The organism is Enterobacteriaceae endosymbiont of Donacia cinerea, from assembly GCF_012569925.1.
In the GTDB taxonomy this organism is placed as follows: Bacteria; Pseudomonadota; Gammaproteobacteria; order Enterobacterales; family Enterobacteriaceae.
Window position 1 is genome coordinate 290,116 of the sequence record NZ_CP046204.1, and the last position, 15,122, is coordinate 305,237.

Here is a 15,122-nt window from a genome sequence, read left to right on the forward strand (position 1 = left end):
ATATTTATTAACTTCTTTGTATTATTTAATTAATATAATAATGTATATTATTCACATTTTGCTGCTTTAAAAGCTTCTGTCATTACATTAGAAAAATTATTTTTTTTACTTTTTTTAATAATTTTATTTTCTATAATATTTAAATTAATAGTTATATAAACTATTCTATTTTTACGATCAATATTACTAATTTTACCTGCTATATTTTGTCCTTTTTTAAAATATTTTAAAATGTTATCAATTTTATGATTTTTATATTCAGTTAATTTAACATTTCCTAATATGCCATCTTTAAATTTTAATTTAATATTTTTTTTATCTATATCGGTAATAATACCTGTTACGATATTATTTTTTTTTTGTTCTACTAAATATGTATTTAAAGGATCTTCTGTTAATTGTTTAATACCTAAAGAAATTCTTTCTCTTTCAGAATCTACTTGTAAAACTATAGTTGTAATATCATTACCTTTTTTATATTTATTAACTTCATTTTCTCCGTTATTTATCCATGATAAATCAGATAAATGAACTAATCCATCTATACCACCAGTTAAACCAATAAAAATACCAAAATCTGTTATGGATTTTATTTTACCTTGAACATGATCACCTTTATCATAATTTTTTGAAAATTCTAACCAAGGATTAATTGTACATTGTTTAATACCTAAAGAAATTCTTCTTCTTTCTTCATCAATATCTAAAACCATAACTTCAACTTTATCATTAACATTTACTATTTTTGTAGGATGTATATTTTTATTTGTCCAATCCATCTCTGATACATGAACTAATCCTTCTACTCCTTCTTCAATTTCAACAAAACAACCATAATCTGTTAAATTTGTTACTCTTCCTAATAATTTACTATTTTCAGGATAACGTGTTGATATAGACTTCCAAGGATCTTCTCCTAATTGTTTTAATCCTAATGAAACACGAGTTTTATCTTTATCAAATTTTAATATTTTAATTTTAATTTCTTCACCAATATTAACAATTTCGCTTGGATGTTTAACTCTTTTCCAAGCCATATCTGTAATGTGTAATAATCCATCTACTCCACCTAAATCAACAAAAGCACCATAGTCAGTAAGATTTTTAACTAATCCTTTAATTTCCATCCCTTCATATATAGTATTAAGTAAATGATTTCTTTCTGCACTATTTTCTAATTCAATAACAGCTTTTCTAGATACAACAACATTATTTCTTTTTTTATCTAATTTTATAACTTTAAAATCTAATTCTTTACCTTCTAAATGAGAAGTATCTCTAATTGGTCTAATATCTACCAAAGATCCGGGTAAAAAAGCTCTAATACTATTAAGTTCTACGGTAAAACCTCCTTTTACTTTACCAGTAATAATTCCTTTAATATTATTATTATTTAGATTAGCTTTTTCTAAAATTAACCAAGATTCATGTCTTTTAGCTTTTTCTCTAGATAAAATAGTTTCACCAAATCCATCTTCTATTGAATCTAATGATACATCTACAATATCTCCTACTTTAATTTCAATATTTCCTTGAGAATTTTTAAACTGTGAAATAGGAATACAAGATTCTGATTTTAATCCAGCATCTACTAAAACAATATCTTTTTCAATAGAAATAATAATTCCGGAAATTATGGATCCTAAATTAATAATTTTATTTTTTAATGATTTTTCAAATAACTCTGCAAAACATTCATTCATATTAGTAACTTTGAAATATTTTATAATAAATATCCACTTAAATCATATTAAGTATTATTTTTTAAAAAACTCATATATTCCTTTTATGAGAGAAATTTAAATATAATATTATATTATATTGAATATAAATATTCATATAAAATTAACATTAATAAAAATTTTCTGCAACTATATAATATATATATCGTCAATCTATTTAATTCTATTTTTTAAAAAATAAAATTTTTTAATTATTAAAATAAATAATTATAACTGATTTAATTATAAATACTAATTTTTTCAAATTCTTTAAAAAAATTTGGATATGTTTTACTAGTACAATTAGGATTAATAATATTTACTGAGTTATTAGATAATGATAATAATGAAAAACACATAGCTATACGATGATCGTTATATGTTTCAATTATAACTTCTTTTATATATTTAGGAGGAGAAATAATAATATAATCATAACCAGTAATAATTTTTGCACCAGTTTTTTTTAATTCATTAGACATTGCTTTTAAACGATCAGTTTCTTTAACTCTCCAATTATATATATTTTTTATAGTTGTAATTCCTTTTGCAAATAAACTAGTAACGGCTAGAGTCATAGCTACATCTGGGATATCATTTAAATCCATATTTACTGATTTTAAAGTATTCTTTGTACAACTAATATAATTTTTACCATAATTTATTATCGCCCCCATTTTCTGTAAAATATTAACATATTTAACATCACCTTGAATACTATTTTTATTTATATTCTTTAATTTTACTGTACCTCCTTTAATTGCTGCAGCAGATAAAAAATATGATGCAGAAGATGCATCTCCTTCTATAATATATTCTCCAGGAGAAATATAATTTTGTTGTCCAGAAATTTTAAATTGCTGATAATTATAATTATCTACATGAATACCGAAAATTTTCATTAATTTAATAGTTATATCAATATATGGTTTTGATACTAAATTATTTGTAATATTAATTAAGGTATTTTTTTTTATTAAAGGACTTATCATTAGTAATGATGTTAAAAATTGACTAGAAATAGAACCTTCTATTTTAAGAAAATTAGTACCTTGAAAACCTCCTTTTATATGGATAGGAGGAAAATTTTTTTTTTCTAAATATTTTATAATAGCTCCACCATTTTTTAATGAATCTACAAGATGTTTTATCGGTCTTTCTTTCATTCTTGGTTCACCAGTTAAAATAATATCACATTTATTACTTAATGATAATATAGCTGTTAGTGGTCTGATCACTGTTCCTGCATTTCCAAGAAATAATTTTAATTTTTTTTTAGGTTTAAAAATTCCATTATTTCCTATAATTAAACATTCTTTTTTATTTTTTGATAAAATAAATTTAGTATTTAATTTTTTTAATGCATTTAACATATGATTAATATCATCACTATCAAGTAAATTTATTACTTTAGTATTACCTTTAGCTAAAGCTGATAATAAAAGTACTCTATTAGAAATACTTTTAGATCCAGGTAAAAATATAGAACCTTGAATTTTATGAATAGGTTTTATGGTTAAAATATTTTTCATATATATATTATTTCTTATTTTTATTAAATTTTAAAATAATCATATCATTTATGCATATATTTTTTCAAAATCATTCATAAAATTTATTAATTTTTTAACACCTTCTATAGGCATTGCATTATATATAGAAGCTCTTATACCTCCTATAATTTTATGACCTTTAAGATAAAATAATCCATTTTCTTGTGATTTTTGTAAAAATAAATTTTCTTTTTCTGGATTTTTTAAATGAAAAACAACATTTGTTATAGATCTATTACAATGTTTAATTTTATTTATATAAAATTCACTTTTATCTATAGTAGAATAGAGTAATTCTGCTTTTTTTTTATTTATTTTACTAATATATTTAACACCCCCTTTTTTTTTTAACCATTTTAAAACTAATCCTGATAAATATAAAGAAAAAGTAGGAGGAGTATTAAACATTGAATTATGTTTAAATATAACTGTATAATCTAATACTGAAGGTATTTCTTTTCTTTTTTTATTTTTATTTAAAATTAAATCTTTTTTTATAATTAAAATAGTTAATCCTGCTGGACCAATATTTTTTTGTGCACTTGCATATATCATTCCATAATCTTTAATATTAATTTCTTTTGCAAGAATAGAAGATGATAAATCTGCAATAATAGTTTTATTGTTGAATATAGGTTTTTCATTTATTGCAATACCTTCTATTGTTTCATTAGGACAATAATGTATATATTTTGAATTATTATTTAATTTCCAATATTGCATTTTTTGAATATAATATATTCCATTTTTTTTTTTTACTGGATTAATAATATTGGGTTTACAATATTTTGTAGCTTCTTCTATTGCTTTATAAGACCAGTGACCAATATTTGCATAATCGGCTGTTTCATTATAATATAATAAATTCATTGGTATAGCTGAAAATTGTGTTCTAGCTCCTCCTTGACAAAATAATATTGTATACTGTGATGGAATATTAATTAATTCACGTAAATCTTTTTTTATATTTTCAATTAAATTTATAAAATCATCACTACGATGACTAATTTCCATAACAGAAACATTTAAATTATTCCAATTTATTAACTCATTTTGTGCTTTTTTTAAAACTTCATGAGGTAATGAAGCAGGACCAGGACTAAAATTAAATATATTTTGCATGATTATATAATCCTAAAAAATTGAAGTTAAAATATAATAGTTTTATTTCAATTGTGTATTGTTAGTATACATAGACATTATAATACCAAAATTGGTCATAATAACTACAAGAGATGTTCCACCATAACTAATTAATGGTAACGGGATTCCAACAATAGGTAATAAACCACTTACCATACTCATATTAATAAATGTACATAGAAAAAATACTGATATTATACCTCCAATTATTATTTTATTAAAAAGAGCATGACATTCTAATGATAGAAATAAACTTCTTCCTATTAATAATATATATAAAATAATTAATAATAATACTCCTACAAAACCAAATTCTTCGGCAAATACAGAAAATATAAAATCAGTATGTTTTTCTGGTAAAAAATTTAATTGTGATTGCGTTCCATGTAGCCATCCTTTACCAAATAAACCTCCAGACCCGATTGCTGTTTTAGACTGAAAAATATGATATCCTTTACCTAATAAATCATAATGAGTTTTTAATAACATTAACATTCTTTCTCTTTGATAATCATGTAATAAAAAAACCCATGCAAAAGGAAGAAACATTATAAATAAGATAATACTATTCAAAATTTTTTTCCAAGATAGTCCTGCTAAAAATAGGATAATAGAACCAGATAAACCAATTAATATAGCAGTACCTAAATCTGGTTGTTTCGCAACTAATATAGTAGGTATTAATATAAGAATCATTGCTTTTAAGAAGACTTTTGTAGTAATATAATAATTAGCATCATCTATAATACTTGCAACAACTAAAGGAACTGATATTTTAGCTATTTCAGATGGTTGAAATTTAAAAAAATTAAGATTTAACCATCTTTTAGCTCCTTTTGTTGTATGACCAGCAAATTCTACAGCAATTAATAAAAAGATAGAAAATACATAAAATAAAAAAGAATATTTTTTATAAATATTTGGAGGAATTTGTACTGCTATCAACATAATTGTAAAACCTATACCAATTTGTATTAATTTATTTTTAAAAAAAATATGATTTTGTATATCTGTTACACTCCATGTTATAAATAAACTAATTATTAAAATTAATATAATTAATAATAATAAGATTAAATCTATATGTAATACAGAATGAATAAAATAATTTAAATTTTTTTTTTTCATAATAAAATCGTATAATTAAATTTTTACGTTAAAAATTTTTTTTGGTTAGCAAAAATATAATCTAAAATTTTTCTTAAAATATCTCCAATTAATATATTTTTATTACTATTTTCTATAATAATAGTAATAGCTATTTTAGGATCATTAAAGGGAGCAAAAGCTATTATAAGCTTATGATCTCTTAATTTTTCTTCTATTGTATTTATATTATATTTTTTTTTATTTTTTAAGTTAAAAACTTGTGCAGTTCCAGTTTTTGCTGCTACATTATAATTTTTTACATTAGAAAAATATTTATATAAAGTACCATTTTTTTTATTTACTACATTAAACATTCCTTTTTTTACTATATTCCAATATTGGAAAGGTAAATTTACTATTTTTTTATATTTTGGAAAAGAATAATATTTAAAAATATTGTCTAATTTTTCCATTTTATAAAGATGAAGAGTTTTAGTAACACCATTATTAATTAATATAGTTAAGGCGTTATGTATTTGTATAGGAGTAGCGTTCCAATAACTTTGTCCTATCCCAACTGAAATAGTATCTCCTATATACCAAGGATTTTCTATATTTTGTAATTTCCATTTTTTTGTAGGCATATTACCTAATTGTTCATTAAAAAGATCTATATTTGTTAATTTCCCATAACCAAATTTGTTCATCCATTTATGAATTTTATTAATACCTATATTATAGGCTAATTGATAAAAAAAAGAATCTGATGATTCTTGTAATGCTTTATTAATATTAAGATAACCATGTCCATTTTTTTTCCAATCTTTATAAATTTGGTTAAATTTAGGAATTTTCCACCATCCTGGATCAAATAATATTGTATTTTTATTGATTAAATTTAAATTTAATGCTAACAAAGCTATATATGGCTTAATAGTAGAAGCCGGGGGATAAATACCTTGAATAGCTCTATTTATTAGAGGTTTATTATTATTTTTTAATAAAAAAATTAATTTTTTTTTTTCATTATTATTAATAAATAAATTAGGATTAAAACTTGGGGTAGAAACCATAGCTAAAATTTCACCATTTCTAGGATTACTAATGATAACAACTCCTTTTTTATCTTTCATTAATAAATAAATATATTTTTGTAAATTATAATCAATTGTTAAATAAAGATCACTCCCTGTATATGCTTCTTTTTTACAAATATTATATTTATAAAAACCTTTATTATCTATAGCTATTTTTTGATAACCAGGAATACCATATATTTTTTTTTGATAATATTTTTCAATACCATTCATTCCTATTGATGATTTGTCAGTAAAATTTTTTACAGAATTTTTATTCCTAAAGATAATTTTCTTTTTTATATTATGATAATTAATATATCCAATTATATGTGCAAATAAACTTCCTTGTGGATAAAAACGTTTTTGATAAATTTTAAGAGATATTTTAGGAAATTTATATTTATTTACTAAAAATTTGGATACTTGAATATTATTTAAATCTATTTTTAAAATAATATTTTTTAATGAATTATTTTTTATTCTTTTTTTTATTAAATTTATCAAATTATATTTATCAATTTTTAAGTTTAATAATTTTTTTAAATTTATAATTTTTGTTAAAAAAGTATCATTATTATTAAGTTTAATTTTAATTTGATAAAAACTTTTATTTTTAGCTAAGATTATCCCATTTCTATCATAAATTAATCCCCTATTTGGTTTTAAAAAAAAAAAACTAGAATAATTTTTTTCAGATTGTAATTTATATGCTTTATAAGATTTTATTTGTAAATAATATAAATTATATATTAGAATAGACAGTAATATTAAAGATACTTTAATTAAAAATTTTATCCTTTGTAAAAAAATTTTTAATGTTATTGTATAATTTTGTAAAAAATTATATTTTATACTCATTATTATTTTTATACCTATATTATTCAAAATATTTTATGAAATTAAAAAAATTAATTTTTCTAAATCAATCCAAAAATATTTTTCTGTATAATCATTTATTATAAAACTTTTCATGTTTATTTCAATTTCTAATAATAATTTAAATATTAAATATAATTTTTTATTATTTATTTTCTTTAATATTTGTTTATAAAAATATTCTTTAGATAAAGGTATTAGAAATTTTTTTAAAATTATATTTAAAGGATATTTTTTTAAATTTCTATATATTTTAAAAATTAAAAAAATAGTTTTTTGTAATTTATTAAAAACTAAAAAAATATTTTGTTTGTTATTTTTCATTTGTTTAATAATTTCAAAACTATTTTTTACATTACCTAATAAAATAGAATTAATTAAATTATTATCTTTTATATAAGAAATATTACTTAAATAGTTTTGGTTTTTATCATGTATATAAATATCTTCTATAATTTGATTTAATAACATTAAATTTTTTGAATATAAATTTTTTAAAAAACTACAATTTTTTTTATTTATAATTAAATTTAATTTTTTAAAACGATAATAAATCCAATTAGTTAGTTGTTTATTATTTAATTTATTAAATTTTAAAAATATTAAATATTTATTATTTATAAAATTTTTTATAATTTTTTCTGTATATAAATTGAAATAATCATGAATTTCTAAAATTAGAATATTATTGATATTTATATAATAAATTAAATTAATAATATTATTTTTAAATTTAAAGAAAATTTTTTTATTTAAACAAATTAAATGTATTATTTGTTTTTTATAAAAAAAATCAGTTATAATAAATTTAGAAAAAATATCATCCCAGATAGTATCATTATCAATGATAATTATCTTATTTTTAAGATAACCTAATTTTATTAATTTTTTAAATAACAGATTTATACTTTTTTTAATAAAAAAAATTTCATCTCCTGTGAGAATATAACAAAAATATTTTTTGTTATAAATATTTTTATTAAAATTATTTAATAATATTTTATTCATTTTTTTATTTAAAATTATTTATTTAAAGAATATTTTTATTTTATAAACATAAAAAAATATTATTATTTTTTTTTTGTTACTATATTAAATATCTTTTGTGGTATATATATTATTTTTAAAATTTTAGTATTTATTAAAAGTTTAGATATTTTATTATGTAGTAATATATATTCTTTAATATAATTTTGATTATCTTTATATTTATTTAGCATAGATATAATATATTTTTTTTTTCCATCTATTTGAATTACAATGTTAAATTTATTATTTATTTTTTTAGTATCAATTTTTGAAATTATAGGCCATAACTCATAATCTATATTATTTTTATTACCCATATATTTCCATAAGACAAAACAAATATGTGGAGTAAAAGGATAAAGCATTTTTAATATAGATAATATACTATTAAAAATAATAGTATAATCAATATTATTATATATTTTATATTTTAAAATTTTATTAAATAAAATCATAATTGATGATATTGCTGTATTAAAAGATTGATTTTTTTCAAAATTATTTGTTACTTTAATAATAATTTCATTTATATAATTTTGTATTATTAGTTGTTTTTTATTATAAGAAAAAGATAATTTAGTTTTTTTAATTTTTTGATAATTATTAGATAATTTTCTATATTTATAAATAAATTTCCATATTTTTTTTAAAAATCTATACATTCCTTTAATTCCCGTTTCTTGCCATTCTAAATCCATTGTTGGAGGAGCTGCAAACATAATAAAAAGACGTAAAGAATCTGCTCCATATTTTTCAATAATATTTTGAGGATCAATACCATTATTTTTAGATTTAGACATTTTAATCATACCATTATTAATTACTTTTCTTCCTTCATTATTAATAAAAATATTATTTTTTTTATCAAAAAAAATATTTTTTTCGTTAATCCAATGATATTTTTTTTTTTCATCTATATAATAATAAGAATTAGCTAATACCATTCCTTGACATAATAATTTTTTAACTGGTTCATTAGTATGTAATAATCCTATATCTCTCATTAATTTATGAAAAAAACGAAAATATATTAAATGCATAGTAGCATGTTCTATGCCACCAATATATTGATCTACAGGTAACCAATATTTAGCAGTTTTTTTATTTATCATATTGTTTTTTTCATTAGTACAAGTATATCTTGCGTAATACCATGAGGATTCTATAAAAGTATCAAATGTATCTGTTTCTATTTGACCTATTATTCCGTTATGATTATATTGAAACCAATCTAAATTATTTTTAATTTTTTTACTATAACTTTCTTTAATATTTTTATTGAATAATTTTTCTGGAAAAATAAGCGGTAAATCTTTTTGTTTTAATGGTATAAATTTTTTATTTTTTTGAATAATTATAGGAATTGGTGTTCCCCATATACGTTGCCTTGAAATACTCCAATCTTTTAAATTAAAATATTTTTTATAAAATGCTTGTTTTTTTAAAATTAAATATTTAATAATTAATTCATTATTATTTTTAATATTATTAGATAAATTTAATATTTTATTTTTTATAACCGATATATTATATTTATTTATAAAATTATAGTCTTGTTTATTATTTTTTGGATTACTAATAGTAGCTTTAATTTCATTATAATTAGACAAATAATTTACAATTATTATTGGTATTTTTTTTTTTAAAATAGTATTCTGTGCAAATAATTCACTATTAATATATTTTATATTATTAATTAAAAAATTATTATTTTCTAAATAAGATTTAGATGAATATTTATTAATATATTTTTTAATTTTTTTATTATCTATAAATTTTTTACATATTGGATGATTGTATAAAATTTTAATAAAAGAAATATTATTAATAATATAATAATATTTTTTTTCTATAAATACACTAAATGTATAATTAATATTATAAATTTTAAAAATTATTTCTATTCCTTCTATTTTACCAATCCAATTTTTTTGCATATTTTTTACTTTTTTAGGCCAACCATCTAAAAATTTTAAATCATTAAGTAATTCTTCAGCATAATTAGTAATTTTTAAAAACCACTGTTGAACTATTTTTTTTGTAACAGTACTATTACATCTCCAACAACATTTATTAATTACTTGTTCGTTAGCTAATATAGTTTTATCTATAGGACACCAATTAACTATATCATCTTTTTTATATGCTAAGCCTAATTTATATAATTTTAAAAAAAACCATTGTTCCCAACGATAATAATTAGGATCACATGTTGTAATTTCTCTATTCCAATCAAAACTAAATCCTAATAATTTTAATTGTTTTTTCATATATAAAATATTATTTTTAGTCCATATATTAGGAGATATATTATGATTATGAGCAGCTATTTCGGCTGGTAATCCAAAAGCATCCCATCCAATAGGATGTAAAACATTTTTACCTAACATACGTTGATATCTTGCAATAACATCTCCTATAGTATAATTACGTACATGTCCCATATGTAATTTTCCTGAAGGATATGGTAACATTGAAAGACAGTAAAATTTTTGTTTTTTATAATTTTCAATTACCTTAAAAGTTTTTTTAAGTTCCCATTTTTTTTGTACATAAGATTCTATTTTTTTAGGAAAGTATTCTTTTTTCATACAAAAATAATTCCTGAATATATTATTTAATATTTTGTTTATTTAAAATAATTAATTATATTACAAAAAATTTTTATTAATTATAATTTTATATAAAATTTACTTAAAAATATGGATTTTTATATCCAAGTAATTTAAGTATTTTTATTTCTTTTAATTGCATTATACATGTTTCTTTTATATTTTTATGATTATATGTTAATAAATGTAAGCATGAATGTATAATAATATGTGCCCAATGAGATTTTAATATTTTTTTTTGTAAAAAAGATTCATATTCAATAATTTCTTTACATAAAATAATATCACCTAATAATGTTTTTTTAAAAAAATTTTTTTCTAATAAAAAAGATAAAACATTAGTTGGTTTAGAAATATTTAAATATTTTTTATTTAATTTTAAAATAAATTCTTTTTCTACAATAGAAATATTTAATTCAATTTTGTAAATATTTTTTTTATAAAAAACTTTATATAGCCAATATAAAATATCATTTTTTAAAGGTAAATTATTATTATTTTTACAAAAATTATAATAATTTAAAAGTATATTTAATTTCATAAAATCCTGGAATAAAACTAATTTTTATAAAGAGATATAAATTTTCCATATAAAGAATATATATAAGAATCAATAATTTTTACATTAATAAATTTACCAATATAATTTTTTTCACTTATAAAAAAAACTATTCTATTATTCTCTGTTTTTCCAAAATACTTATTATTTTGTGTCGATACACCTTCTACTAAAATAATTTGTATTGTATTTAACATTCTTGAACTAAATTTTTTAGTCTGTTGTTTTATATAATATTGTAATAAATATAATCTTCTTTTTTTTTCTAAAATATTTATATTATCTTTTATTTTACTAGCAGGAGTTTTGGGTCTAGGAGAATAAATAAAACTAAAACCCATATCTAAATCTAGATCTAAAATCAGAGAAAGAGTATTTTTAAAATCTTTTTCAGTTTCTCCGGGAAATCCAACTATAAAATCAGAACTAATGTGAATATTAGGTCTAACAATTCTAAGTTTATTTATAATTTTACTATATTCAGATATAGTATATCTTCTTTTCATTAAAGATAAAATCTTATCAGAACCACTTTGTACTGGTAAATGTACATAATTTACTAATTTAGGAATTTTTTTATATATATTAATTAAATCATCAGAAAAATCTTTTGGATGACTTGTGGTAAATCTAATTCTTTTTATATTCTCTATTTTAGAAATTAATATTAATAATTTTGTAAAATTATAATATTTTTTATTTTTATTATCAAAATAATTATAAGAATTAACATTTTGTCCTAATAAATGTATTTCTTTAACTCCTTGAATAGATAAGTTTTTAATTTCTAAAAGTATATCTTGATAGGGTCTACTAATTTCTTTTCCTCTAGTATGAGGTACTATACAATAGGTACAATATTTATTACAACCTTCTATTATTGAAATAAAAGAACTTATATTTTTTTTTTTTGTTATAGGAAAAAACTTAAATTTTTCAATTTTAGGAAAACTAATATCAATTAAATATTTTTTAAACTTACGTATTTTATATATCATTTGAGGTAATCTATGAAAAGTTTGAGGACCAAAAATAATATCTACATAATTTGCTCTATTTAATATTTTTTTACCTTCTTGGGTAGCAACACAGCCTCCTACTCCAATGATAATTTCTGGATTATTTTTTTTTAAAATTTTCCATCTTCCTAATTGATGAAATAATTTTTCTTGTGCTTTTTCTCTAACAGAACAGGTATTTAATATTAAAATATTTGCGTTTTTTATAGATTTAGTAATTTTACAATTTAATTTACTTTCCAGAATATCAGCTATCTTAGAAGAATCATATTCATTCATTTGACAGCCCCAAGTTTTAATATATAATTTATCATTTAACATATTTAAGTAACTGATAATGTATCTTCTATTAATTTTTGTAAAAAAAGTAAAACTGGGGTACCTGGATTTGAACCAGGGATGCCGGTATCAAAAACCGGTGCCTTAACCACTTGGCTATACCCCATTATTATAATTTTGCGGAAGACGAGATTTGAACTCGTATTATAAATAAAATAACCAGAACCTAAATCTGGTGCGTCTACCAAATTCCGCCACTCCCGCAAATTATTCTTCATTTAGCTACGATGGGGATTGAACCCATGACCTCAGCGTTATGAGTGCTGTGCTCTAACCAAAACTGAGCTACGTAGCTAATAATTATTATATATTATGTAAATAATAAATTGCAACGTCAACTAATTTATTTATTTAATTTTATATTTAAATTAAATTTGTGAAAAGAGTAAAAAATATGTATAAGTATAGTAATTTTTATAAAAAAAATTTTATTTTTAAAATTATTGAACATGATATAGAAAATAAAAAATATAATCTGATATGTACTAGATTCCCCCCAGAACCAAATGGTTATTTACATATAGGACATATAAAATCTATTTGTTTAAATTTTTCAATTGCAAAATTTTATAAGGGAAAATTTTTTTTAAGAATTGATGATACTAATCCTTCAACAGAAAATATAAAATATATTAAATCTATAAAAAAAGATTTAATGTGGTTAGGATTTAAATGGGATCAAAATATAAAATATACATCTGATTATTTTAATATAATATATAAATATGCTATTGAATTAATTAACAAAAATTTAGCTTATGTTGATGAATTAAGTATAAAAGATATTCGAAATTATAGAGGTACATTATTAGTATCTGGTATAGATAGTCCATATAGAAATCGTTCAATAAAAGAAAATTTAGAATTATTTGAAAAAATGCGTTTAGGTAAATTTTCGGAAGGTAGTTTATCTTTACGAGCAAAAATAAATATGAAATCAAAAATAATTATAATGAGAGATCCTGTATTATATAGAATTAAATTTCAAAAACATCATCAAACTAATAAGAAATGGTGTATATATCCAACTTATGATTTTAGCCATTGTATATCTGATGCAGTTGAAGGAATTACACATTCTTTATGTACATTAGAATTTCAAGATAATAGAATATTATATAATTGGATACTTGATAATATCAGTATAAAAAATCGTCCTAAACAATATGAATTTTCAAAATTAAATATAGAATATGGAATAACTTCAAAACGCAATATTAATACGTTAATAAAAAATAAAATAGTTAGTGGATGGGATGATCCTCGTTTATTAACTATTTCTGGATTACGTAGAAAAGGATATACAGCTTTATCTTTAAAAAATTTTTGTTATCAAATAGGAGTAACTAAACAAAGTAATATTATAGAAATATCTTTTTTAGAATCTTGTATAAAATTAGAGTTAAATAAATCAGCTCCTAGAGCAATGGCGGTATTACGACCTTTAAAAATTATTATTGATAATTTTCCCTTAAAGAAAAAAATAAAATTAATAGTTCCTAATCATCCTAAAAATCAGGAAATGGGATATAAAAATATTTATTTTACTAAAGAAATATATATAGATGTTTTAGATTTTTCTGAATTAGAAAAAAAAGATTTTAAAAGGCTTATTTTAGGAAGTAAAGTAAGATTAAGATATTCTTTTGTTATTAAAGCAAAAAAAATTGTAAAAGATAAAAAGAATAATATTTTTTGTATACATTGTATATATTACAAAGACACATTAGGAATTAAAATAAATAAAAAAGAAAATAATATAAAAGGAATAATTCATTGGATATCTTGTGCATATGCTCAACCAGCTAAATTTTATTTATATGATAATTTATTTATAAAAAAAAATATTAATAATAATGATAATATTTTACAATTTTTAAATCCAAAATCATTATTAATATATGATGGTTTTATAGAAAAAAATTTACTAAAAAATAATCAAAATCTACATTTTCAATTTGAAAGAGAAGGATATTTTTATTTTGATAAAAAATATTCAAATAAAAATAAAATAATTTTTAATAGAATTTTATCATTAAAAAAAAAAAATAAATAAATAGATAAAATCAATTATATTTAAATATAATTGATTTTATAATAAGT

10 protein-coding genes and 3 tRNA genes are annotated in these 15,122 nt (G+C 19.4%); 1 reads left to right on the forward strand and 12 read right to left on the reverse strand.

What is annotated here, in order from left to right:
• Nucleotides 1-47: 47 nt before the first annotated feature.
• From rpsA to GJT94_RS01500, 12 genes are all read right to left on the reverse strand, one after another.
• On the reverse strand, nt 48-1,703 hold the full coding sequence (gene rpsA, locus GJT94_RS01445) for a 30S ribosomal protein S1 (RefSeq protein ID WP_168894366.1): 1,656 nt from the start codon (nt 1,701-1,703) through the stop codon (nt 48-50).
• Between the two features lie 257 nt (nt 1,704-1,960).
• On the reverse strand, nt 1,961-3,253 hold the full coding sequence (gene aroA, locus GJT94_RS01450; RefSeq protein ID WP_168894367.1) for a 3-phosphoshikimate 1-carboxyvinyltransferase: 1,293 nt from the start codon (nt 3,251-3,253) through the stop codon (nt 1,961-1,963).
• 48 nt (nt 3,254-3,301) lie between these two features.
• The gene (serC, locus tag GJT94_RS01455; protein WP_168894368.1) at nt 3,302-4,396 is read right to left on the reverse strand and encodes a 3-phosphoserine/phosphohydroxythreonine transaminase; all 1,095 of its coding nucleotides are present in this window, start codon (nt 4,394-4,396) and stop codon (nt 3,302-3,304) included.
• Nucleotides 4,397-4,438: 42 nt separating this feature from the next.
• Nucleotides 4,439-5,545 (reverse strand): rod shape-determining protein RodA, encoded by a 1,107-nt coding sequence (rodA, locus tag GJT94_RS01460; RefSeq protein ID WP_168894369.1) that lies wholly within the window; start codon nt 5,543-5,545, stop codon nt 4,439-4,441.
• A gap of 23 nt (nt 5,546-5,568) precedes the next feature.
• Nucleotides 5,569-7,443, reverse strand: coding sequence for a penicillin-binding protein 2 (gene mrdA, locus GJT94_RS01465; protein ID WP_168894370.1), 1,875 nt, complete (start codon nt 7,441-7,443; stop codon nt 5,569-5,571).
• A gap of 33 nt (nt 7,444-7,476) precedes the next feature.
• A complete protein-coding gene (gene holA, locus GJT94_RS01470) occupies nt 7,477-8,469 on the reverse strand; it encodes a DNA polymerase III subunit delta (RefSeq protein ID WP_168894371.1) in 993 nt (330 codons plus the stop codon).
• A gap of 62 nt (nt 8,470-8,531) precedes the next feature.
• A complete protein-coding gene (leuS, locus tag GJT94_RS01475) occupies nt 8,532-11,081 on the reverse strand; it encodes a leucine--tRNA ligase (protein WP_168894372.1) in 2,550 nt (849 codons plus the stop codon).
• A gap of 103 nt (nt 11,082-11,184) precedes the next feature.
• Nucleotides 11,185-11,643, reverse strand: a complete 459-nt coding sequence (ybeY, locus tag GJT94_RS01480) for an rRNA maturation RNase YbeY (RefSeq protein ID WP_168894373.1) — start codon at nt 11,641-11,643, stop codon at nt 11,185-11,187.
• Nucleotides 11,644-11,660: 17 nt separating this feature from the next.
• A complete protein-coding gene (gene miaB / locus GJT94_RS01485) occupies nt 11,661-13,001 on the reverse strand; it encodes a tRNA (N6-isopentenyl adenosine(37)-C2)-methylthiotransferase MiaB (RefSeq protein WP_168894374.1) in 1,341 nt (446 codons plus the stop codon).
• A gap of 52 nt (nt 13,002-13,053) precedes the next feature.
• Nucleotides 13,054-13,125 (reverse strand) — tRNA-Gln (locus tag GJT94_RS01490).
• A gap of 12 nt (nt 13,126-13,137) precedes the next feature.
• Nucleotides 13,138-13,223 (reverse strand) — tRNA-Leu (locus GJT94_RS01495).
• 15 nt (nt 13,224-13,238) lie between these two features.
• Nucleotides 13,239-13,314, reverse strand: a tRNA-Met gene (locus tag GJT94_RS01500).
• A 99-nt stretch (nt 13,315-13,413) separates the two neighbouring features.
• On the opposite strand from GJT94_RS01500, the gene glnS reads away from it, so the two are divergent.
• Complete coding sequence (gene glnS / locus GJT94_RS01505) at nt 13,414-15,075, forward strand: glutamine--tRNA ligase (protein WP_168894375.1); 1,662 nt, start codon at nt 13,414-13,416, stop codon at nt 15,073-15,075.
• Nucleotides 15,076-15,122: the final 47 nt, after the last annotated feature.

Bases quoted from the DNA above. Each gene is read 5' to 3' on its own strand.
- glnS (WP_168894375.1), top strand. From the start codon at position 13,414: ATGTATAAGTATAGTAATTTTTATAAAAAAAATTTTATTTTTAAAATT.
- serC (WP_168894368.1), bottom strand. From the start codon at position 4,396: ATGCAAAATATATTTAATTTTAGTCCTGGTCCTGCTTCATTACCTCAT.
- holA (WP_168894371.1), bottom strand. From the start codon at position 8,469: ATGAATAAAATATTATTAAATAATTTTAATAAAAATATTTATAACAAA.
- leuS (WP_168894372.1), bottom strand. From the start codon at position 11,081: ATGAAAAAAGAATACTTTCCTAAAAAAATAGAATCTTATGTACAAAAA.
- mrdA (WP_168894370.1), bottom strand. From the start codon at position 7,443: ATGAGTATAAAATATAATTTTTTACAAAATTATACAATAACATTAAAA.
- aroA (WP_168894367.1), bottom strand. From the start codon at position 3,253: ATGAAAAATATTTTAACCATAAAACCTATTCATAAAATTCAAGGTTCT.
- ybeY (WP_168894373.1), bottom strand. From the start codon at position 11,643: ATGAAATTAAATATACTTTTAAATTATTATAATTTTTGTAAAAATAAT.
- rodA (WP_168894369.1), bottom strand. From the start codon at position 5,545: ATGAAAAAAAAAAATTTAAATTATTTTATTCATTCTGTATTACATATA.
- rpsA (WP_168894366.1), bottom strand. From the start codon at position 1,703: ATGAATGAATGTTTTGCAGAGTTATTTGAAAAATCATTAAAAAATAAA.
- miaB (WP_168894374.1), bottom strand. From the start codon at position 13,001: ATGTTAAATGATAAATTATATATTAAAACTTGGGGCTGTCAAATGAAT.